This window comes from Pseudomonas sp. GZD-209, from assembly GCF_049310485.1.
GTDB classification, from domain to species: Bacteria; Pseudomonadota; Gammaproteobacteria; order Pseudomonadales; family Pseudomonadaceae; genus Aquipseudomonas; species Aquipseudomonas sichuanensis.
On sequence record NZ_JBMOWQ010000122.1, the window covers coordinates 1 to 21,509 of the forward strand.

The window sequence follows — 21,509 nt, forward strand, 5'->3', positions numbered from 1 at the left end:
AAGCCGCCTATGGAGCATCACCCCCCCAAACGAAGTGGGTGGTGGTTTGCTCCCCCCCCCGATAAGGCGATTAAAGCCTGCCAATCAACGCGATGCAGGCTGCACAGTACGTTGCCCGCCCAACCGGCTCATCCACACCGACAACAAGATGATCGTCCCGCCAATGGCCAACCTGCCCAGCGGTTCGTTCTGGTTCCAGATCAGCAGGTTCAGCAGCAGCCCCACCGGCACATGCAGGTTGTTCATCACCGCCAGGGTGCCGCCGGATACCAGGCAGGCGCCCTTGTTCCACCAGTACAGGCCAAGCGCGGTCGGGCACAACCCAAGGAACAGCAGCACCAGCCACTGGGTGTCGGTGCTCGGCAGGTGCTGGGCGTTGCCGAACAGCAGGAAGGCCGGCAGTACCACCAGCAGTGCGCCGAGGTAGAAATAGCCGAAACGTCGGTAGTGCGGCAGATCGCTGGGGTGGCGGGCCACCAGATGGCGGTACAGCACCTGGCCGGCGGCATAGGTGAAGTTGGCCAGCTGCAACAGCAAAAAGCCCACGAAGAACTCACCCGTGACACTGTCGAAACGGATCACCGCCGCGCCGGCCACGGCCACCAGCGCAGCCAGCAGCGCCCAAGGGTTGAAGCGCCGATTCAGGGCGTCCTCGATCAAGGTGACGTGCAGCGGTGTGAGGATGGTGAACAGCAGCACTTCAGGCACGGTCAGCACGCGGAAGCTCAGGTACAGGCACACGTAGGTAATGCCGTACTGCAGCGCGCCGATCAGCAACATGGAACGCATGAAGCGCGGTTCGACCTGGCGCCAGCGGGTCAACGGCAGGAACACCAGCCCGGCCAGCAGCACCCGGGCCAGCACGGCAAAGTAGCTGTCGACGTGGCCGGCCAGGTATTCGCCGATCAGGTTGAAAGAGTACGCCTGGATCAGCGCGACGATTATCAGGTAGCCCATGGTGGCCTCTCGTGGATCAAGGCGACGACCTTAGCGGGTTGCGTCCGGGCAGTTCAACCATGAGGTTTGTAAGGGCTGTGCCGGGCTCTTCGCCGCTGCGATTTACCCGCGAAGAGGCCGGCATTGGTACTTGCTGTGTCCCAGCCATAAAAAAGCCCGGCCATCGCAATGACCGGGCAGGCACACCCAAAGGAGCAACAAGGTGTCAGGGTTGGGAATTCGTTGAGCCTCAGGCCACCGCGGCCAGCTTGGCCTTGGCCTGGTTCAGGCCCTTCTCGTGGAACTCGCCGCTCATGTTCAGGCCTTCGGCGTGGATGAAGTCCACATCATGGATACCGATGAAGGCCATCACCTGGCGCAGGTAAGGTTCCTGGTGATCGCTGCTGGCGCCGGCATGGATGCCGCCACGGGCGGTCAGGACGATGGCGTGTTTGCCGGTCAGCAGGCCTTGCGGGCCGGTCGGGGTGTACTTGAAGGTGATACCGGCACGCAGCACGTGGTCGAGCCAGGCCTTGAGGGTGCTGGGGATGGTGAAGTTGTACATCGGCGCTGCCATCACCAGCACGTCGGCTGCCAGCAGTTCGTCGGTCAACGCGTTGGAACGGGCCAGGGCCTCCAGCTCAGCGGCGCTGCGCTGCTCTTCAGGCTTCATCCAGCCGCCCAGCAGGTTGGCATCCAGGTGTGGCACCGGGGCCACGGCCAGGTCACGGACCTTGATCTCATCAGACGGGTGCGCCGCTTGCCATTGCGCAATGAAATCCTGGGTCAGTTGACGGGAAACGGAATCCTGCTGGCGGGCGCTGCTTTCGATGATCAGTACGCGGGACATGGGTGCCTCCATCGGCGGTAAAGGGTGGCGATTCGATGGAGGTGAGATTAAGGGTTGACCTATCGATAAAAAAGCGTAAAAAGTGGGACCAATCTATCGATGAATCCGTTTTATTCTGCTTTGCAGTCCACCTGGATGCGCAATTTGAGAATCTCGCGGTTGAACTTCGCCGTTACATCGACGCTCTTGCCCGCCGGCACATTGACCCGGCGCACGCGCGGCGCCTCGGGGCCATTGCGGAACGTGACCTTGCACGCCGCCGGCACCTGCCCATAGTTGTTGAGGTTGATCGAACCGATGTCGTAGGTGGTGTCATAGGCGGTGTAGTCGACCTTGACCCCGTTGGTCTGTTTCTCCACATCGATGGGGTAAGCCATGGCCCCGAGGGGCAGGCACAACAGCAAAGCCGCACAACATTTCTTCATACCGGCGCTCTCCTTGAGAAGAGCGCAGCTTAGGACAACAGGAGCCCTGGATGAAAGCGCCGCGCGTAACCCTGGATCAGTGGCGGACCCTGCAGGCAGTGGTCGATCACGGCGGCTTCGCCCAGGCCGCCGAAGCGCTGCACCGCTCGCAGTCATCGGTGAGCTACACCGTGGCGCGCATGCAGGAGCAACTGGGCGTGCCGCTGCTGCGCATCGACGGGCGCAAGGCCGTGCTCACCGAGGCCGGCAGCGTGCTGCTGCGCCGCTCGCGGCAGCTGGTCAAGCAGGCCAGCCAACTGGAAGACCTGGCCCACCACATGGAACAAGGCTGGGAGGCCGAAGTGCGCCTGGTGGTGGACGCCGCCTACCCCAGTGCCCGCCTGGTACGCGCCCTCAGTGCGTTCATGCCGCAAAGCCGCGGCTGCCGGGTGCGCCTGCGTGAAGAAGTGTTGTCCGGGGTCGAGGAAGTGCTGCACGAAGGCATCGCCGACCTTGCCATCAGCAGCTTCAACATCGGTGGCTATCTGGGCACCGAGCTCAGCCCGGTGGAGTTCGTCGCCGTCGCCCATCCCGAGCACGCCCTGCACCGCATGGGCCGTGAGATCACCTTCCAGGACCTGGAAAGCCAGCTGCAGGTGGTGATCCGCGACTCCGGCCGCGCGCAACCGCGCGACGTCGGCTGGCTGGGCGCCGAGCAGCGCTGGACGGTGGGCAGCCTGGGCACCGCCACCACCTTCGTCAGCAGCGGCCTGGGCTTTGCCTGGCTGCCCCGGCACATGATCGAACGCGAGCTGCGCGAAGGCGTGCTCAAGCCATTGCCACTGGATCAGGGTGGCAGCCGCCACCCGCTGTTCTACCTTTACTCGAGCAAGGAAAAGACCCTGGGCCCGGCCACGCAGATCCTCATCGAGTTGCTGCGCAACTTCGACACCGCGCCGCTGGACGTGCCCTTCGCAGCCCCCCCGCAAGCCTGAGAGGACCGCGCCCATGGCCTGTTTCGAACATGACGGATGCCTGCTGCATTACGAGGAACATGGCCAGGGCGAGCCCCTGGTGCTGCTGCACGGGTTGGGCTCAAGCAGCCAGGACTGGGAGCTGCAGGTACCTGAGTTCAGCCGCCATTACCGGGTCATCCTCATGGACATCCGCGGCCACGGCCAATCCTCCAAGCCGCGGCGCGGCTACCACATCAAGACTTTCAGCGAAGACCTGCTGGCCCTGCTCCAGCACCTTGGCACCGGCCCCGTGCACTTCGTGGGCCTGTCGATGGGCGGCATGGTCGGTTTCCAGTTCGCCGTCGACCACCCCGCCTGGCTTCGCAGCCTGTGCATCGTCAACAGTGCGCCAGAAGTGAAACGCCGCACCCGCAGTGACTGGGTCTGGTGGCTCAAACGCTGGGGCCTGGCGCGTCTGCTCAGCGTCGAAACGGTGGGCAAGGGCCTGGCCGCCAGGCTCTTTCCCAAACCCCAGCAGGCCGAACTGCGGCGCAAGATGGCCGAACGCTGGGCACGCAACGACAAACGCGCGTATCTGAAAAGCTTCGACGCCATCGTCGACTGGGGCGTGCAGGAACGCATCGGGCAGATCGCCTGTCCTACCTTGGTGATCGCCGCCGACCACGATTACACACCGATACAACTCAAGGAGCGTTACGTCGCCCTGATGCCGCAAGCCCGACTGGCGGTCATCGAGGATTCCCGGCACGCTACGCCCCTGGACCAACCCGCAGTTTTCAACCGTACCCTGCTGCCCTTCCTCGCAGCCGCTTCCACCTCTCAAGGATCTTTGAGCCCATGCTGAAAAAACTCCTGCTGACCGCCTGCTCGGTCGCCTTCGCCACCAGCGTCATGGCCTCCGACAAGACGCCACACGTGTTGCTGGATACCAGCTTCGGCCAGGTCGAGATCGAGCTGAACGCTGAAAAAGCGCCAATCAGTACGAAGAATTTCCTGCAGTACGTCGACAGTGGCTTCTATAACAATACGATTTTCCACCGCGTGATCCCGGGCTTCATGGTCCAGGGCGGCGGTTTCACTGACCAGATGGTGCAGAAGAGCACCAACGACCCGATCCGCAACGAAGCCAGCAATGGCCTGCAGAACACCCGTGGCACCTTGTCCATGGCCCGTACCTCCGACCCGAATTCGGCCACCAGCCAGTTCTTCATCAACGTGGCCGACAACGATTTCCTAAACCCCGGGCGTGACCGTGGTTACGCGGTGTTCGGCAAGGTCACCAAGGGCATGGAAGTGGTCGACCAGATCGTCAACTCGCCAACTACCGTCAAGAAAGGCATGCGCGACGTGCCGGCCGACCCGGTGTACATCAAGTCAGCCAAACGCATCGACTGACCGCAGGCTTCACAAGGATGTGAACCGCCTGAGGGTCGGATGGAACAGGAGTTACCTCACCCATGCTGTACCGTCGTTTCGAGCAATTGATCGACATCTTCCGCGAGGCGCCGAGCGAGGCGCCGCCCGGCAAGGTCTGGCCCTTCTACCTCTATTACCTGCGCCAGGTGTGGCCCAGCTTCCTCGCCCTGCTGATCGTCGGCCTGTTCGCCTCGCTGATCGAGGTGGCGATGTTCAGCTACCTGAGCCGGATCATCGACCTGGCCCAGGGCACACCCAACGCCAACTTCTTCAGCGCGCACAGCGCTGAGCTGATCTGGATGCTGGTGGTCATTCTGCTGCTGCGGCCGCTGTTCTTCGGCCTGCACGACCTGCTGGTGCACCAGACCATCAGCCCGGGCATGACCAGCCTGATCCGCTGGCAGAACCACACCTATGTGCTCAAGCAGAGCCTGAATTTCTTCCAGAGCGACTTCGCCGGGCGCATCGCCCAACGCATCATGCAAACCGGCAATTCCCTGCGCGACTCGGCAGTGCAGGCGGTGGACGCGCTGTGGCATGTGCTGATCTACGCCATCAGCTCGCTGGTACTGTTCGCCGAAGCCGACTGGCGGCTCATGCTGCCGCTGCTGGTATGGATCGCCTGCTACATCGCGGCGCTGTACTACTTCGTGCCCCGGGTGAAAGAGCGCTCGGTGATCTCTTCCGACGCCCGCTCCAAACTGATGGGCCGCATCGTCGACGGCTACACCAACATCGCCACCCTCAAGCTGTTCGCCCACACCGACTACGAACAGCAGTACGCCCGTGAAGCGATCCGCGAGCAGACCGAAAAAACCCAACTGGCCGCTCGGGTCGTCACCAGCATGGACGTCGTAATCACTTCGCTCAACGGCCTGTTGGTGGTCGCCACCACAGGGCTGGCGCTGTGGTTGTGGAGCCAGTCGCTGATCACCGTCGGCGCCATTGCCCTGGCCACGGGCCTGGTGATTCGCATCGTCAACATGTCGGGCTGGATCATGTGGGTGGTCAACGGCATCTTCGAAAACATCGGCATGGTCCAGGACGGCCTGCAGACCATCGCCCAGCCGGTAACGGTCAGCGACCAGCCCGATGCGCCGGCACTGAAGGTCAGCCAGGGCGCGGTCCGTTTCGAGCACGTGGGCTTTCACTATGGCAAGGGCAGCCAGGTCATCGATGCGCTGAACCTGGACATCCGCCCCGGCGAGAAGATCGGCCTGATCGGCCCGTCCGGCGCTGGCAAGTCGACCCTGGTCAACCTGCTGCTGCGCCTGTACGACGTACAGGCCGGGCGCATCCTCATCGACGGCCAAAACATCGCCGAGGTCAACCAGGCCAGCCTGCGCGCACAGATCGGCATGATCACCCAGGACACCTCGCTGCTGCACCGCTCGATCCGCGACAACCTGCTGTACGGTCGCCCCGATGCCACTGATGAAGAAGTGTGGGAAGCAGTACGACGGGCGAAAGCCGACGAGTTCATTCCGCAGTTGTCCGACGCCCAGGGCCGCACCGGCTTTGACGCCCATGTCGGCGAGCGCGGGGTCAAGCTCTCCGGCGGCCAGCGCCAGCGCATCGCCATTGCCCGGGTACTGCTGAAGAACGCACCGATCCTGGTCATGGACGAAGCCACTTCAGCGCTGGACTCGGAGGTCGAGGCGGCGATTCAGGAGAGCCTGGAGACGCTGATGCAGGGCAAGACGGTGATCGCCATCGCTCATCGCCTGTCGACCATCGCCCGCATGGACCGCCTGGTGGTGTTGGACAAAGGGCATATCGTCGAAAGCGGCAGCCACAGTGAACTGCTGGCCCAGCACGGGCTGTATGCGCGGCTGTGGCATCACCAGACCGGTGGCTTCGTCGGCGTCGACTGACCGTGCATGTCGCCTCAAGCTCGCGCCCACCCTGCCGACATATGTTGTCGTACAACAACATAAAGGCCCTGGTGGGCCGGCGAGGTGGTAATGCTGTTACGCCAATGGAACATCGCGCCCCGGGCAACATCGGGGTTCGCCTGCATTGCACTGATGGTTGCCTTACTTGGCATGTTCTCCCTTGCCAAGATGGACGACATCCGTGACTCGGCCACGGCCATGGAAGAAAACTGGGTGCCCAGCATCCGCACCGTGGACACCATTCGCGAAAACATGCTGCGGGTACGAACCATCTCGTTGCGCGTTGCTCTCGACCCGAACCCGGCCAACGTCGACACCTATGTCAGCCAGTACGAAGCCCGCAACAAGGTCCTGATGCAGAACATCAAGGACTACGAGGCGTTCGTCGACACCCCTGAAGAATCCCGCATCTACCAGCAGTTCCAGCGCGACTTCGCGACTTACCAGAAAGGCATGGCCGACTCCTTCTCGCTGGCCCGGCGCGGCGACATCGTCGCCCTGCACAAACTGGTGCTGGTAGACATGAAGCCGGTCGTCGACGGCACCGGCGCGCAATTGGCCGAGCTGGGCGAACTGTATGCCAAGAGCATCGAACGCGAGGGTAACCAGGCGGCCGAGCGTTACGACCAGTCCCGGTCCATCGTCATCGGCGTGATCCTGCTGGCCGCACTGTTCACCGTCACCCTGGCCTGGCTGCTCACTCGCAGCATCGTGCAGCCGCTCAAGGATGCGGTACTGGCAGCCAAGCAAGTGGCCGAGGGCAACCTGAGCAACGCCATCGCCGTCAGCGGCAACGACGAAGTCAGCCAGTTGCAGCACTCACTGGCACAGATGCGCGACCGCCTGCGCGACACCCTGGGCGAGATCTCCGGCTCCTCCACGCAACTGGCGGCGGCTTCCGAAGAGCTGCACGCGGTCACCGAGGAAGCCGGACGCGGCATCACTCGCCAGCACGACGAAATCGAGCAGGCCGCCACCGCCGTCAACGAAATGAGCACAGCGGTCGAAGAAGTGGCGCGCAATGCCGTGTCCACCTCCGAAGCCTCGCGGCAATCGACCCAGTCGGCGCAGCAGGGCCAGGCCCGGGTGTCGCAGACCATCGAGGCGATCAGCGACCTGGCCGAAGAAGTGGCAGCCTCCGCTGCGCTGGTGGGGCAACTGGCCGAACAGTCCCAGAAAGTGGGCACGGTGTTGGATGTGATCCGCGCCATCGCCGAGCAGACCAACCTGCTGGCGCTCAACGCGGCCATCGAGGCCGCCCGTGCCGGTGAGTCGGGCCGCGGCTTCGCCGTGGTAGCTGACGAGGTGCGTGCGCTGGCCCATCGCACCCAGAACTCGACCCAGGAGATCGAGCAGATGGTATCGCTGATGCGCAGCGGCGCCAGCCAGGCCCTCACCGCCATGCAGACCAGCAGCACCCGCGCCCGCGATACTCGCGAGCTGGCCCAGAGCGCTGGCCACGCGTTACAGGAGATCACCTCGGGGATCAGCGAGATGTACGAGCGCAACCTGGTGATCGCCAGTGCCGCCGAAGAGCAGGCCCAGGTGGCCCGAGAGGTGGACCGCAACCTCACCAACATCCGCGACCTGTCGGTGCAGAGCGCCACGGGTGCGCAGCAGACCAATGCCTCGAGCCAGGAGCTATCGCGCCTGGCAAGCGGGCTCAATGGGTTGGTCAAGCGCTTTACCCTTTGAGGGCCCACAGGGCTGCTTTGCAGCCCTGACAATCTCAATCCTTACGATAAGGCAGCGCTGCCTTCGCCTGCTCGGCATACCCCTGCACCCCGGCCCGCTCCTGCAACAGGAAATCCTCCACCGCCCGCCGCAACCCCGGATGCAGCAGGTAGTGCCACGACCGCGTGATCACCGGCTCGAACCCTCGAATCAGCTTGTGCTCACCCTGTGCCCCGGCATCGAAACGCTGCAGACCTTCGGCAATGGCAAAGTCCATGCCCTGGTAGAAACAGGTCTCGAAATGCAGGCGGTCGAACTCGTCCAGGCAGCCCCAGTAACGGCCGTAGAGGCTGTCGCCCCCCACCAGGCTCAAAGCCATGGCCACCTCGCGACCATTCTGCCGGGCAATCACCACCCGGATCGCCTCGGGCATGCGCGCGGCAATCAGGCTGAAGAATTCGCGGGTCAGGTAGGGTGAACGGCGGCGCACGCTGTAGGTGTTGGCGTAGCACAGGTAGACGAAGTCCCACTGCGCCTCGCTCAGTTGATCGCCCCGGTACCACTCGAACTCGATGCCATGTGCCGATACCTGCTCGCGCTCCTTGCGCATCTGCTTGCGCTTGCGCGAGCTGAGCGTGTCGAGGAAGTCCTGGAAGTCGCGGTATCCCCGGTTGCGCCAGTGGAATTGGCAGCCCAGGCGCTCCATCCAGCCCGGCAGGCCAGCCACCACCTCGTCCAAGGCACTGTCGGTGAAGTTGATATGCGCCCCGGACAACCCACCCTTGCCCAGGTATTCCGGCAGTGCCTGCAACAACAGCAGGGCGTCGCCGGGCTCGGTACTCAACAGGCGCGGCCCGCTTACCGGGCTGAACGGCACAGCGCCTAGCAGCTTGGGATAGTAGGCGATGCCGGCACGTTCGCAGGCGTCGGCCCAACCATGGTCGAACACGTACTCGCCAAACGAATGCCACTTGCGGTAGGCCGGCAGCAACGCCCGCACCTCACCGTCGTGTTCCAGCACCAGGTGTTCGGCGGCCCAGCCGTTGTCAGGCGCGACACTGCCGCTGTCTTCCATGGCACTGAGAAAGGCGTGGCGCAGGAAGGGTTGGCCAGCGGGCACCAGTGCATCCCAGGTGGTCGCCGGCAGGTCGCGCAGGTGGGTAAGGCTGTGAAGGCTGATCACGATTGGGACTCGTTGAATTGAAGTGGGCAGTATTGCCAATGCAGCCGCGACACTCAATTGAACTGCTGTTCACTTAACAGCAGTGCCACCAATTGGACATTATTCTGTCATTCCCCCCCGCAATACTGGCGCCTGTTTTTCGGAGGCCAACAACCTGTCTAGCCAGGGCTTTTCCGAAGACATGCCAACTCGGGGGCGGCCGCATGAGCCTCCCCACTTTATTCAACAGGGAGAACCTTATGCGTCTTGTTTCTACACTAACTGGAGTGAGCCTCACCGGCATGATGCTGGCTCTGAGTACTCCAGCCAGTGCTGCTGTCGACGCCAAGCTGCTCGAAATGCTCCGCGCCAATGGTTCGATCAACCAGGCGCAGTACAACGAACTGCAAGGCGACCTGGCAAAAGAAACCAAGGAAAAGGCCGACCAGAAAGCTCAGTCCGAACGTATGAGCTCCTTTGAACAAAAAGTGGCATGGGCCGCCAAGACCCAGATCAAGGGTGATGTGCGCCTGCGTTACGAAGACGTCAACGTCGACAATCCGATCGCTCGCAGCGGCAACCAGGACCGTGAGCGCGTCCGTGCCCGTGTCGGCTTCTACAGCGAGATCAACCCGCAGGTCGACGCCGGCGTGCGTGTGGCCACCGGCAGCAGCGCCGATGCCCGCTCGACCAACCAGAGCCTGGACAACTACTTCGAGAAGAAATCGCTGTGGGTCGACCTGGCCTACCTCGACTGGCACCCCACCGCGGTGCCGAACCTGCACCTGATCGGCGGCAAGATGATGCAGCCTTGGGTCAGCATGGGCGACATCATCTGGGACAGCGACATCAACCCCGAAGGCCTGGCCGTCACCTACAAGACCAACCTGGGCCCTGCCGAAGTGTTCGGCAGCCTCGGTCACTACAACCTGAAGGACAACGTCGACGGCGACGGCGTGCAGTTCAAGCACGACGCACAGCTGTACCACGGCCAGTTGGGTACCAAGTTCAACGCCGCCGACACCCTCAAGGTCACCGTGGGCGGCAGCATCTACGGCTACGACAACGACAAGCAATCGGCGGCACTGCGCTCGCTGGGCAACACCACCAACGAGTTCAACCTGGTGGAAGGTTTCGGTCAGCTGGACTTCACCGGCTTCGCCATCCCGCTGTCGGCCTACGGCCAGTTCGTCAAGAACACCGAAAGCACCGACGGCAAGGACAAGGCCTGGCTGGCCGGCCTGAAAACCAAGGTGGGTGCCTGGAGCATGGACTACAACTACCGCGACGTGCAGCGTAACGCCGTGGTCAGCCTGTTCACCGACTCCGACTTCGGCAACGGCTTCACCGGTTCGCGTGGCCACAAGTTCAAGGTTGGCTACGAGATCGACAAGAACTTCGCCCTCGGCGCGGCCTACATGATGGCCAAGACCGACTACTCCAACCTGCCGAACAGCGATGCTGACGTAGACACGCTGCAGGTGGACCTGGAAGCCAAGTTCTAAGCGACACGCTCCTTTCGTTTCACTCTGAGGCGGGAAATGCTGACCCCATCCAGCATTTCCTGCCTTTTTTTGTCTGCCCGCTCCCACGTTTCAGGCAAGCATCAGCGCTTGCGCAGAATCACGCTACCGATCGAATACCCCGCGCCAAACGAACTCAACACACCCAGCGAGCCCGGAGCCAGGTCATCCTGGTACAGATGGAAGGCGATCACCGAACCCGCCGAACTGGTGTTGGCATAACGGTCCAGAATCACCGGCGCCTCTTCCTCGGCCACCTCACGCCCCAACAGCTTCTTGACGATCAGGTGGTTCATGCTCAGGTTGGCCTGGTGCAGCCAGAAGCGCTTGACGTCGTTCGGCTGCAGATCGTTCTCTTCAAGGTGCTGGCCGACGATCTCGGCCACCTTCGGGCACACCTCACGGAACACCTTGCGGCCTTCCTGGATGAACAGTTTGTCCGCGGCGCCCTCGCCCTCCTCTGCCGCACGGTTGAGGAAACCGAAGTTGTTGCGGATGTTGTTGGAGAACTCGGTCCACAGCTTGCTGCTGACGATGTCGAACTGGTGCTTCGAGGTGGCCTGGTCGGCACGCTCGATCAGCACGGCAGTGGCGGCGTCACCGAAGATGAAGTGGCTGTCACGGTCACGGAAGTTCAGGTGGCCGGTGCAGACCTCTGGGTTGACCATCAGCGCCGCACGCGCCTGGCCCAGCTGCACGCTGTTGGCGGCGGTCTGGATGCCGAAGGTGGCCGAGGAACAGGCCACGTTCATGTCGAAGGCGAAGCCCTGGATGCCCAGCGCCTGCTGCACTTCGATGGCGATGGCCGGGTACGGGCGCTGCAGGTTGGAACAGGCGACGATCACGCCGTCGACATCGGCGGCGGTGCGACCGGCGCGCTCCAGTGCCTGGCGGGCGGCGGCCACGGCCATTTCGCAAAGCACCGAGGGTTCGTCGTTGCTGCGCTCAGCCAGGCGCGGCTTCATGCGCTGTGGGTCAAGGATGCCGGCCTTGTCCATCACGAAGCGGCTCTTGATGCCCGAGGCCTTCTCGATGAAGGCGGCATCGGACAACGGCGCTGCCTCGACTTCGCCGCGCTCGATGGCCGCGGCGTTGTCCTGGTTGAACTGCTGCGACCAGGTGTTGAAGGATTCCACCAGTTCTTCGTTGGAAATGCTCTGGGCCGGGGTATACAGGCCGGTGCCGCTGATCACGACGTTGTGCACGGTCGTTCCTCTGGTCAAAGGCCATCGCCATGCGGCGCAGGCCGGGAAAAGGGCAACATAATGGCACCTTGGTGCCAATTTACGGGCGAGGGCTGCGCCCTCGTTCGCGGGTAAACCCGCTCCCACAGCGATTGCATTACCTTGTGGGAGCTGGCTTGCCAGCGATGGGCCGCAAAGCGGCCCAAAATTCCAGCAAGTTTGCCACAAGTTGCAACGGTTAGGCTTCCACCTGGCTCCACTGCTTGCTCAGTCGCTTGTCGGAAACCGGCACTTTCGTTCCCAACTGCTGGGCGAACAACGACACCCGGTACTCCTCCAGCAGCCAGCGGTACGTCAGCAACTGCTCGTCACGCTTGCCCTCCTGGGCATGCTTGTCAGCACGGGCCTTGTACTGGGCCCAGCAATTGGCCAGTTCGCCACTCCACACCCGATCCTTCTGCACCTGCGACCCCAGCTTCTCCAGGCGCAGTTCCACCGCCTTGAGATAACGTGGCAGTTCCTTGAGCCAGACGCCCGGCGTCTCGCGCACGAACCCCGGATAGACCAGGTTGGCCAGTTGCTGCTTGATGTCGTTCAGCGCCACCGCCTGGCTCAGGTCGATCTTGCCCTTGAAGCGCTTCTGCAGGCCATGCCACAGCTTCAGCACCTCAAGGGTCAGGCGCGCCAGGCGTTCGGCATGCTCGGTCCAGCTGCCGCGCTTGCGCTCGGCCAGTGACGCCAGGCCGGCACCGTCGCGGGGCAAGGGGTCTTCGCCTTCAAGGATGCAGCTGTCGAGGCTGGCCAGCAGGATGTCCTCGACCAACGCCTCGACCCGCCCCAGCTCGCGGTACAGCAAGCCCAGTTCGGTCAGCCCCGGCAGCTTGCCGCGCAGGAACTTGGCCGGCTCGGCCAGCTGCTGCAGCAACAGGCGCTGCAGTGCGCGGCGGTGCTGGAACTCGGCTTCGGCCTGGGTGGAGAAACGCCCCTCGCGCACCGTGCCGTTGTCCTCGACCAACGCTGGGTAGACGGTCATCGACAGCCCGGCGATCTTCTGCTGGGCGGTCTGCGCCACCTGGGTGAAGGCCTTGGCCTGCACCGGCTGCTCGGCCTTCTCGTTGCGCGGCAGGGCCAGCGCCGCCTGGCTGGCGGCGGCGAAGCGCGCGGTCAGCTCGGCCAGGTCACGGCCCTCACCGAGGAACTTGCCCGCGGCGTCGACCACTTCGATGTTCATGCGCAGGTGGCCTTCCACCAGCCCGGCGGCTTCCGCCCAGGCTTCATCGGACACCCGCGCCCCCGTCATGCGCAGCAGTTCCTGCCCCAGCGCCTGCGGCAGGCCGCCCTGGCCGAAGGTCATGCGCGACAGCGCCGCCTTGACGAAGTCCGGCACCGGCACGAAGTTCTTGCGCAAGGCCTTGGGCAGGTTGCGCACCAGGGCAATGCACTTGGCCTCCAGCAGCCCCGGCACCAGCCATTCCAGACGTTCGCCCGGCAGGTTCGGCAGCAGCGGCGCCGGCACTCGTACGGTCACACCATCGCGCGGGTGGTTGGGCTCGAAGTGATAGCTCAGCGTCAGGCGCAGGTCGCCCACCTGCAGATGGTCCGGGTACTGCGCGGCGGTCACCTCGCTGGCCTCGCGGGCCAGCACGTCTTCCTCGCGCATGATCAGCAGGTCGGCATCCTTCTGGCTGGTCATCCGGTACCAGGCGTCGAAGGTCGCGGTCTGGTGAATCTCTTGCGGCAGGCGCGCCTCGTAGAAGGCGTACAGCGTCTCTTCATCGGCAAGGATGTCGCGCCGGCGTGCCTTGGCTTCCAGCTCGTCGAGCTGCTCGAGCAGGCGTTTGTTGGCCGCCAAGCACTTGGCCCGCGACTGGATCTCACCGCCAACCAGCCCCTCGCGGATGAACAGCTCCCGTGACGTGACCGGGTCGATCGGGCCGAAGTGCACCGGCCGGCGGCCAACCACGATCAGCCCGTACAGGGTGATCTGCTCGTAAGCCACCACCTGCCCGCGCTTCTTCTCCCAATGGGGCTCGAAGTGGTTCTTCTTGATCAGGTGGGTGGCCAGCGGCTCGATCCAGTCCGGTTCGATCTTGGCCACCATGCGCGCGTACAGTTTGGTGGTTTCCACCAGTTCGGCGGCCATCACCCACTGCGGGCGCTTACGGCCGATGCCGGACGAGGGATGAATCCAGAAGCGGCGCTGACGCGCGCCCTGATAGTCGCCCTCTTCAGCCTTGTGGCCGATCTGGCTGAGCAGGCCGCTGAGGATCGCCTTGTGCATGCGCGGGTAATCGCACGGCTCTTTGTTCACCGTAAGCTGCAGGTCGCGGCAGATCAGCGCCAACTGACGATGGGCATCGCGCCACTCGCGCAGGCGCAGGTAGTTGAGGAAGTTCTTCCGGCACCAGTTGCGCAGCGGGCTGGCGGTCAGCGCCTGGCGCTGTTCCTCGAAGCCGCGCCACAGGCTGACCAGCGCGGCGAAGTCGGAATCGACGTCCTTCCACTGGGCATGGGCCTGGTCGGCTGCCTGCTGGCGCTCCGGCGGGCGCTCACGCGGGTCCTGCACCGACAGCGCACTGGCAACGATCAACACCTCTTGCAGGCTGCCCAGGCGTGCGCCTTCGAGCAGCATGCGGCCCATCCGCGGGTCGATCGGCAGGCGCGCCAGCTGGCGGCCCAGCGGCGTGAGCTGGTTCTCGCGATTGACCGCCGACAGCTCCTGCAACAGGTTGAAGCCATCGCTGATGGCCTTGCCATCCGGCGGCTCGATGAACGGGAACGCGTCGATGGCACCCAGGCGCAGGTGCAGCATCTGCAGGATCACCGCCGCCAGGTTGGTACGCAGGATCTCCGGATCGGTGAACGCCGGCCGGCCGTTGAAGTCCTCTTCGCTGTACAGGCGGATGCAGATACCCGGCTCGACCCGGCCACAGCGACCTTTACGCTGGTTGGCGCTGGCCTGGGACACCGCCTCGATGGGCAGGCGCTGGACCTTGGCGCGGTAGCTGTAGCGGCTGATGCGCGCAGTGCCGCTGTCGATTACATAGCGGATGCCCGGCACCGTCAGCGAGGTTTCGGCAACGTTGGTCGCCAACACTACACGGCGGCCGCTGTGGGACTGGAAGATCCGCTGTTGCTCGGCCGGCGACAGGCGCGCATACAGCGGCAGGATCTCGGTATGGCGCAGTTGCGCCTTGCGCAGGATCTCGGCGGCATCGCGGATTTCACGCTCGCCGGGCAGGAACACCAGCACATCACCCGGGCCCTTGCCCTGACTGCGCTCGTGCTGGGCGATCTCGTCGAGGGTGGCAAGGATCGCCTGGTCGACCGAGAGGTCGTCCTCGATCTGGTTGCCCTCCTCGTCCTGCTCGCTGGTCAACGGGCGATACCAGGTCTCCACCGGGTACGTGCGCCCGGAAACCTCGATGATCGGCGCGCCGTCGAAGTGCTTGGAGAAGCGCTCCAGGTCGATGGTCGCCGAAGTGATGATCAGCTTCAGCTCCGGGCGACGGTGCAGCAGGGTCTTGAGATAGCCCAGCAGGAAATCGATGTTCAGGCTGCGCTCGTGGGCCTCGTCGACGATGATCGTGTCGTAGCGTTCGAGGAAGCGGTCATGCTGGGTCTCGGCCAGCAGGATGCCGTCGGTCATCAGTTTGACCAAGGTGTTCGAGTCGCTCTGGTCCTCGAAACGCACCTGGTAACCGACCAGCGCACCCAGCGGCGTGCCGAGTTCTTCGGCGACCCGCGCCGCCACGCTGCGCGCGGCAATCCGCCGGGGCTGAGTGTGGGCGATCAGGCCATGGCTGCCGCGCCCCAGCTCCAGGCAGATCTTCGGCAACTGGGTGGTCTTGCCCGAACCGGTCTCGCCGGCGATCACCAGCACCTGGTGTTCGGCCAGGGCCTTCTTGATCTCGTCACGCTTGGCCGCAATCGGCAGGCTGTCGTCGTAACGGATGCTCGGCACGCTCTGCTGGCGCGCGGTGACCTGGGCAAAGGAGGCCTGGACCTTCTCCACCCACTGCGCAAGCCTGGCCTCGTCTGGGCGCTTGCGCAGCTCATGCAGTTGCCGCCGCAGGCGATGGCGGTCGGCGATCATGGCGTGGTCGAGGTTGTTCAGCAGTTGGTCGATGGCGTGGTCTGTCATGGGGCTTTTTAATGATGCAGCGGGCGCTGCTTATTCATGATCGGCATTCGAAGGGGCGGGATTGTCGCAGATTTGCCGTTTTTTTGCTGTCTGCGCTGGCCCTTTCGCGGGGGGAACAAAATCCACCAAAAAAGGGTGGGGAGGGGGTTTCCCCCAAAAAAACAGCACAAATGTTTAGCAAACCACGGAATGAACGTCGCCATTCACTGCTTTAATCAACCTTACGCGCCATGTGAGTATCCAAGGCATGCTCCCCGACCCGCTCATCGCCCGCCCGCTGCCTCGCCCTTCGCTGCCGAAGGCCAGGGCCCGTGCCGGCGAGAATCCGCTGGTGCATGTCATCCTCGCCTTCTGGGCCCTGTGGCACTGCCGCCACGCGCGCCCACCAGACACCTCGCTCGCCACTCACTGACCCGTTGCGGCATCACTGCCGACCTTTTCAGTACGACCGACCGAACCTCAACGGCGGTCCTGTGCGCCCGTGGGCGCGAGCGAATTCCACCATGCACTTTGCACCCGCAGAGCAAGCCAGGCGTTTCCTGGCCGACAACCCCGATATCGACCTGATCGAACTGTTCATCCTCGACGCCAACGGCGTGCCACGCGGCAAGCTGCTGCACCGCGATGAACTGCTGGCGGTGTTCGAAACCGGTCGCCCACTGCCGAGCACCATCCTCGGCCTTACCCTCAACGGCGACGACGTGGAAAACTCCGGCCTGGTCTGGGATGTCGGCGACATCGACTGCCGCGCCTACCCGCTGCAAGGCAGCCTGGTGCGCCTGCCCTGGCGCCGGGTGCCGACCGCGGCGGTGCAGGTCAGCATGCACCCCAGCGAAGGCATGCCCGCCAGCATCGCCGACCCGCGTCACGTACTGCTGCGCACCATCGATGCGCTCAAGGCCGACGGTTACTACCCGGTGATGGCCTGCGAGCTGGAGTTCTACCTGCTCGACCAGAAACCTGACGCCCAGGGCCGCCCGCAACCGGCGCTGGACAACGACGGCGGCCGACCGCGCACGACACAGGTTTATGGCCTGCGCGAACTGGAACAGATCGAGCCCTTCCTCGCCGACCTCTATGCCGCCTGCAAGGCCCAGGGCATCCCGGCACGCACGGCGATCTCCGAATATGCCCCGGGCCAGGTCGAAATCACCCTGGAGCATGGCGATGCGCTGGAGGCGATGGATCAGGCCGTGCGTTATAAACGCCTGGTCAAAGGCGTCGCCCACGCCCACGGCATGCAGGCCTGCTTCATGGCCAAGCCGTTCGCCCAGCTGGCCGGCACCGGCATGCACATGCACCTGAGCCTGGCCGATGCCGACGGCAACAACCTGTTCGCCAGCGAGGACAAGGCCGGCACCCCGCTGCTGCGCCAGGCGGTCGCCGGCATGCTGCGCCACCTGCGCGAATCGCTGCTGCTGTTCTGCCCCAACGCCAACTCGTACCGCCGTTTCCAGGCCAACAGCTATGCGCCGCTGGCGCCGACCTGGGGCGTCGACAACCGCACCGTCAGCCTGCGCGTGCCGGGCGGGCCGGCCAACAGCCGGCATGTGGAACACCGCATCTGCGGCGCCGACGCCAACCCCTACCTGGCCGCCGCAGCGATTCTGGCCGCCAGCCACCAAGGCATTCGCGAGCAGCTCGACCCGGGCGCACCGGTGCAAGGCAACGGCTATGCCCAGGCCACCGAGCACCTGCCAACCGACTGGCTCACCACCGTTGATGCCCTGGAACGTTCGGCGTGGGCCCGGGAAGCCTTCGGCGAGGCCTTCCTGGGTGTGTACCTGAAGGTCAAGCGCGCCGAGTACCGCCAGTTCATGGCCGAAGTGGGCGAGCAGGACTGGCGCTGGTACCTGCACCAGGCCTGACAATCGAATTACAACAAGGAACACTCATGAACGCAGCAGTGAACAAGGGGCCGGCCCAGCGCGCGCCGTCCTACTACAGCGCCAGCCTCAACGACCACAGCGAATACCCCACCCTCAAGGGCACGGTGCAGGTCGACGTGGCGATCATCGGCGGCGGTTTCACCGGCGTGGCCACCGCAGTAGAGCTGGCCGAGCGCGGCCTGAAGGTCGCCATCGTCGAGACCAACCGCATTGGCTGGGGCGCCAGCGGGCGTAACGGCGGGCAGGTGACCGGCAGCCTGTCGGGCGACGAGGCCATGCGCACGCAGATGCGTGAACGGCTCGGTGCCGAGGTGGATGACTTCATCTGGCACCTGCGCTGGCGCGGGCACCAGATCATCGAGCAGCGGGTGGAACGCTATGGCATCGCCTGCGACCTCAAGCGCGGCCACCTGCATGCGGCGATGAAACCCTCGCACCTGAACGAACTGCGCGCCTTCGAGGCCGAGGCCCAGCGCCGCGGCATGGGCGACCAGGTGCAATTGCTCGACCGCGCCGCCATGGCCGAGCACCTGCAAAGCCCGCTGTACATCGGCGCGCTGAAGAACCGCCGCAACCTGCACCTGCACCCGCTCAACCTGTGCCTGGGCGAAGCCCGCGCGGCCCACAGCCTGGGCGCACTGATCTTCGAAAACTCCGAGGTCCTGGACATCATCCACGGCCCACGCCCGGCGGTGGTCACCGCCCACGGCCGGATCGAAGCGCGACAGGTGATGCTGGCCGGCGATGTCTACCACAAGCTGGAAAAACGCCAGCTCAAGGGCAAGATTTTCCCGGCCATGGGCGGCATCGTCACCACCGCGCCACTGGGCGAGCTGGCCGCGCAGATCAACCCCCAGGACCTGGCGGTGTACGACTGCCGCTTCGTCCTCGACTACTACCGCCTGACCGCCGACAAGCGCCTGCTGTTCGGCGGTGGCGCCAACTATTCCGGGCGTGATTCGCGGGACATCGAGGCCGAACTGCGCCCGTGCATCGAACGCACCTTCCCGGCGCTCAAGGGCGTGCCGATCGAGTTCCAGTGGAGCTGCGCCATGGGCATCGTGGTCAACCGCATCCCGCAGTTGGGCAAGCTGTCGGACAACGTGTGGTACTGCCAGGGTTATTCCGGGCATGGCATCGCCACCAGCCACATCATGGGCGAGATCATGGCCGAGGCATTGACCGGGACGCTGGAGAAATTCGACACCTTTGCGGCGTGCAAGCACATCAAGGTGCCGATGGGGGATCTGCTGGGGAATCCGCTGTTGGCGGCGGGGATGTGGTACTACCAGATGCTTGAAAAACTGCGCTAGCCGAAGCGGTGCACCGTGGGAGCGGGCTTGCCCCGCGATGAGGCCAGGCCGGACAACATCGTTGCCTGATCTGGCCTCATCGCGGGGCAAGCCCGCTCCCACAACGCCTTAAGATCAGGCGATCTTCTTCAGGCCCTGTTTCTTCAGCTCTTCATCACGCAGCTCGCGGCGCAGGATCTTGCCGACGTTGGTGGTCGGCAGTGCATCGCGGAACTCGATGTAGCGCGGCACCTTGTAGCCAGTGACGTTGGCGCGCATGTGCTCCATCACCTGCTCCTTGGTGACGGTCATGCCCGGTTTGACCACGATGAACACCTTGATCACCTCGCCGGATTTTTCGTCCGGCACGCCGATGGCGGCGCACTGCAGCACACCCGGCAAAGCGGCGAGCACGTCTTCGAGCTCGTTGGGGTACACGTTGAAACCCGAGACCAGGATCATGTCCTTCTTGCGGTCGACAATGCGCATGTAGCCGTCCGGCTGGATCACGGCGATGTCGCCGGTCTTCAGCCAGCCATTGCTGTCGAGGATCTCGGCGGTAGCCTCTTCACGCTGCCAGTAGCCCTTCATCACCTGCGGGCCCTTGATGCACAGTTCGCCCACTTCGCCCAGCGGCAGTTCCTGGCCGTTGTCGTCGATGACCTTGCACAGGGTAGAGGGTACCGGGATGCCGATGGTGCCGACCTGGTTGGCCTCGGACGGGTTGACCGTCGCCACCGGGCTGGTCTCGGTCATGCCGTAACCTTCACAGATGGCGCAGCCGGTCACCGTCCTCCAGCGCTCGGCCACGCTCTGCTGCAGCGCCATGCCACCGGACAAGGTGATCTTCAGCCCCGAGAAATCCAGGTTGCGGAAGGTTTCGTTGTTGCACAGGGCGACGAACAGGGTGTTCAGGCCGACGAAGCCGCTGAACTTCCACTTGCCCAGTTCCTTGACCATGGCCGGCAGGTCGCGCGGGTTGCTGATGAGTATGTTGTGGTTACCGATCAGCATCATGGCCATGCAATGGAAGGTGAAGGCGTAGATGTGGTACAGCGGCAGCGGGGTGATGAGAATCTCACAGCCTTCGTGCAGGTTCGAGCCCATCAGCGCGCGGCACTGCAACATGTTGGCGACCAGGTTGCGGTGGGTGAGCATCGCGCCCTTGGCCACGCCGGTGGTGCCGCCGGTGTACTGCAGCACTGCCACATCGTTGGCCTGCGGGTTGGCCTCGGTCACCGCGCCGCCCTTGCCCAGGGCCAGCGCATCGTTGAAGCGCACGGCATTGGGCAGGTTGTAGGCCGGCACCATTTTCTTCACGTACTTGATGACGCTGTTGACCAGCAAGCGCTTGAGCGGTGGTAACAGGTCGGCCACTTCGGTGACAATGACGTGCTTGACCTGGGTCTTCGGCACGACCTTCTCGGCCAGGTGCGCCATGTTGGCCAGGCACACCAGCGCCTTGGCGCCGGAATCGTTGAACTGGTGCTCCAGCTCCCGCGCGGTGTACAGCGGGTTGGTATTGACCACGATGAGCCCGGCACGCATGGCGCCGAACACGGCGACAGGGTATTGCAGGACGTTGGGCAACTGGACGGCGATGCGATCGCCCGGCTTCAGGTCGGTATGCTGCTGCAGCCAGGCGGCAAAGGCGCCGGACAGCGCATACAGTTCGCCGTAGGTGATGGTCTTGCCCAGGTTGCTAAAGGCAGGTTTGTCGGCAAAGCGTTGGCAGGATTGCTTGAGAACCGCCTGGATATTGGGGAATTCGTCAGGATTGATGTCCGCCGTGACCCCGGCTGGGTACTTATCCTTCCAAAAATGTTCGATCATGGAAGCCCGCTCCTTCAGCAACAGCGAATTCGGTACGCGTCGATGCGCTTATTATTGATATGCGAAGCCGGCTCATTGCAAACCGGATCCTGGGAAAGCGCGCCGAGAGTAACAGCTTTACCAGGGGTCGCCTAGAGGCCGAAATTGGCCTCATGGTCACAAAAATGACTCAAAGAAATGTACAGGTCATTTTTAGAGTATTTAGCCAAAGTGTCGCAATATCGGCTGAAAATGCCGAAATAGAGCCATTGTTGCTGTGGGAGCGGGTTCACCCGCGAAACCTGTCGCAGCCCCCCCCACTCCTTTTTGGGGGAACACACTCCCCCCAGA

At 63.8% G+C, this 21,509-nt stretch carries 15 protein-coding genes and 1 pseudogene; 9 read left to right on the forward strand and 7 right to left on the reverse strand.

Annotated elements, in window-relative coordinates; genetic code table 11:
- Nucleotides 1–84 precede the first annotated feature (84 nt).
- From ACO6VM_RS14850 to ACO6VM_RS14860, 3 genes are all read right to left on the reverse strand, one after another.
- Nucleotides 85–957, reverse strand: a complete 873-nt coding sequence (locus ACO6VM_RS14850) for a carboxylate/amino acid/amine transporter (RefSeq protein WP_422403471.1) — start codon at nucleotides 955–957, stop codon at nucleotides 85–87.
- 229 nt (nucleotides 958–1,186) lie between these two features.
- The gene (locus ACO6VM_RS14855) at nucleotides 1,187–1,786 is read right to left on the reverse strand and encodes an FMN-dependent NADH-azoreductase (RefSeq protein ID WP_422403472.1); all 600 of its coding nucleotides are present in this window, start codon (nucleotides 1,784–1,786) and stop codon (nucleotides 1,187–1,189) included.
- 110 nt (nucleotides 1,787–1,896) lie between these two features.
- Nucleotides 1,897–2,211: a 3-phosphoglycerate kinase gene (locus ACO6VM_RS14860; RefSeq protein WP_422403473.1), complete on the reverse strand. Its 315-nt coding sequence runs from the start codon at nucleotides 2,209–2,211 to the stop codon at nucleotides 1,897–1,899.
- A gap of 50 nt (nucleotides 2,212–2,261) precedes the next feature.
- Here ACO6VM_RS14860 and ACO6VM_RS14865 point away from each other — a divergent pair, with 50 nt between their 5' ends.
- From ACO6VM_RS14865 to ACO6VM_RS14890, 6 genes and pseudogenes are all read left to right on the forward strand, one after another.
- Nucleotides 2,262–3,185: a LysR family transcriptional regulator gene (locus tag ACO6VM_RS14865; protein ID WP_258642760.1), complete on the forward strand. Its 924-nt coding sequence runs from the start codon at nucleotides 2,262–2,264 to the stop codon at nucleotides 3,183–3,185.
- 13 nt (nucleotides 3,186–3,198) lie between these two features.
- Nucleotides 3,199–4,011, forward strand: coding sequence for an alpha/beta fold hydrolase (locus tag ACO6VM_RS14870; protein ID WP_110995904.1), 813 nt, complete (start codon nucleotides 3,199–3,201; stop codon nucleotides 4,009–4,011).
- Nucleotides 4,005–4,562 (forward strand): peptidylprolyl isomerase, encoded by a 558-nt coding sequence (locus ACO6VM_RS14875; protein WP_110995905.1) that lies wholly within the window; start codon nucleotides 4,005–4,007, stop codon nucleotides 4,560–4,562. The genes ACO6VM_RS14870 and ACO6VM_RS14875 overlap by 7 nt, the downstream gene beginning before the upstream one ends.
- A 62-nt stretch (nucleotides 4,563–4,624) precedes the next feature.
- Nucleotides 4,625–6,457 carry an ABC transporter ATP-binding protein gene (locus ACO6VM_RS14880; protein WP_125859593.1) on the forward strand — a complete coding sequence of 611 codons (1,833 nt, stop codon included), beginning with the start codon at nucleotides 4,625–4,627 and terminating at the stop codon, nucleotides 6,455–6,457.
- Between the two features lie 90 nt (nucleotides 6,458–6,547).
- Nucleotides 6,548–7,318: pseudogene (locus ACO6VM_RS14885) on the forward strand (MCP four helix bundle domain-containing protein); the annotation flags it as partial.
- A complete protein-coding gene (locus ACO6VM_RS14890; RefSeq protein ID WP_407692105.1) occupies nucleotides 7,310–8,173 on the forward strand; it encodes a methyl-accepting chemotaxis protein in 864 nt (287 codons plus the stop codon). The pseudogene ACO6VM_RS14885 and the gene ACO6VM_RS14890, both read left to right, overlap by 9 nt.
- A gap of 34 nt (nucleotides 8,174–8,207) precedes the next feature.
- Here ACO6VM_RS14890 and ACO6VM_RS14895 read toward each other — a convergent pair whose 3' ends face one another.
- A complete protein-coding gene (locus ACO6VM_RS14895) occupies nucleotides 8,208–9,335 on the reverse strand; it encodes a GNAT family N-acetyltransferase (RefSeq protein ID WP_422403474.1) in 1,128 nt (375 codons plus the stop codon).
- 239 nt (nucleotides 9,336–9,574) lie between these two features.
- On the opposite strand from ACO6VM_RS14895, the gene ACO6VM_RS14900 reads away from it, so the two are divergent.
- A complete protein-coding gene (locus ACO6VM_RS14900) occupies nucleotides 9,575–10,819 on the forward strand; it encodes a putative porin (RefSeq protein ID WP_401056553.1) in 1,245 nt (414 codons plus the stop codon).
- Nucleotides 10,820–10,920: 101 nt separating this feature from the next.
- On the opposite strand, the gene ACO6VM_RS14905 is transcribed toward ACO6VM_RS14900, so the two are convergent.
- Complete coding sequence (locus ACO6VM_RS14905; RefSeq protein WP_422403475.1) at nucleotides 10,921–12,042, reverse strand: beta-ketoacyl-ACP synthase III; 1,122 nt, start codon at nucleotides 12,040–12,042, stop codon at nucleotides 10,921–10,923.
- Nucleotides 12,043–12,259: 217 nt separating this feature from the next.
- Nucleotides 12,260–16,165 carry an ATP-dependent RNA helicase HrpA gene (gene hrpA / locus ACO6VM_RS14910; RefSeq protein ID WP_422403476.1) on the reverse strand — a complete coding sequence of 1,302 codons (3,906 nt, stop codon included), beginning with the start codon at nucleotides 16,163–16,165 and terminating at the stop codon, nucleotides 12,260–12,262.
- A 503-nt stretch (nucleotides 16,166–16,668) separates the two neighbouring features.
- On the opposite strand from hrpA, the gene ACO6VM_RS14915 reads away from it, so the two are divergent.
- Both ACO6VM_RS14915 and ACO6VM_RS14920 read left to right on the forward strand, forming a co-directional pair.
- Nucleotides 16,669–18,033 (forward strand): glutamine synthetase family protein, encoded by a 1,365-nt coding sequence (locus ACO6VM_RS14915; protein WP_422403477.1) that lies wholly within the window; start codon nucleotides 16,669–16,671, stop codon nucleotides 18,031–18,033.
- A 26-nt stretch (nucleotides 18,034–18,059) separates the two neighbouring features.
- The gene (locus ACO6VM_RS14920) at nucleotides 18,060–19,367 is read left to right on the forward strand and encodes an NAD(P)/FAD-dependent oxidoreductase (RefSeq protein ID WP_401056560.1); all 1,308 of its coding nucleotides are present in this window, start codon (nucleotides 18,060–18,062) and stop codon (nucleotides 19,365–19,367) included.
- A gap of 114 nt (nucleotides 19,368–19,481) precedes the next feature.
- Here ACO6VM_RS14920 and fadD1 read toward each other — a convergent pair whose 3' ends face one another.
- Nucleotides 19,482–21,179 (reverse strand): long-chain-fatty-acid--CoA ligase FadD1, encoded by a 1,698-nt coding sequence (fadD1, locus tag ACO6VM_RS14925; RefSeq protein ID WP_401056561.1) that lies wholly within the window; start codon nucleotides 21,177–21,179, stop codon nucleotides 19,482–19,484.
- Between the last annotated feature and the right edge of the window lie 330 nt (nucleotides 21,180–21,509).

Bases quoted from the DNA above. Each gene is read 5' to 3' on its own strand.
- hrpA (WP_422403476.1), bottom strand. From the start codon at position 16,165: ATGACAGACCACGCCATCGACCAACTGCTGAACAACCTCGACCACGCC.
- ACO6VM_RS14865 (WP_258642760.1), top strand. From the start codon at position 2,262: ATGAAAGCGCCGCGCGTAACCCTGGATCAGTGGCGGACCCTGCAGGCA.
- ACO6VM_RS14920 (WP_401056560.1), top strand. From the start codon at position 18,060: ATGAACGCAGCAGTGAACAAGGGGCCGGCCCAGCGCGCGCCGTCCTAC.
- ACO6VM_RS14860 (WP_422403473.1), bottom strand. From the start codon at position 2,211: ATGAAGAAATGTTGTGCGGCTTTGCTGTTGTGCCTGCCCCTCGGGGCC.
- ACO6VM_RS14855 (WP_422403472.1), bottom strand. From the start codon at position 1,786: ATGTCCCGCGTACTGATCATCGAAAGCAGCGCCCGCCAGCAGGATTCC.
- ACO6VM_RS14870 (WP_110995904.1), top strand. From the start codon at position 3,199: ATGGCCTGTTTCGAACATGACGGATGCCTGCTGCATTACGAGGAACAT.
- ACO6VM_RS14900 (WP_401056553.1), top strand. From the start codon at position 9,575: ATGCGTCTTGTTTCTACACTAACTGGAGTGAGCCTCACCGGCATGATG.
- fadD1 (WP_401056561.1), bottom strand. From the start codon at position 21,179: ATGATCGAACATTTTTGGAAGGATAAGTACCCAGCCGGGGTCACGGCG.
- ACO6VM_RS14850 (WP_422403471.1), bottom strand. From the start codon at position 957: ATGGGCTACCTGATAATCGTCGCGCTGATCCAGGCGTACTCTTTCAAC.
- ACO6VM_RS14890 (WP_407692105.1), top strand. From the start codon at position 7,310: ATGCGCGACCGCCTGCGCGACACCCTGGGCGAGATCTCCGGCTCCTCC.
- ACO6VM_RS14875 (WP_110995905.1), top strand. From the start codon at position 4,005: ATGCTGAAAAAACTCCTGCTGACCGCCTGCTCGGTCGCCTTCGCCACC.
- ACO6VM_RS14880 (WP_125859593.1), top strand. From the start codon at position 4,625: ATGCTGTACCGTCGTTTCGAGCAATTGATCGACATCTTCCGCGAGGCG.
- ACO6VM_RS14915 (WP_422403477.1), top strand. From the start codon at position 16,669: ATGCACTTTGCACCCGCAGAGCAAGCCAGGCGTTTCCTGGCCGACAAC.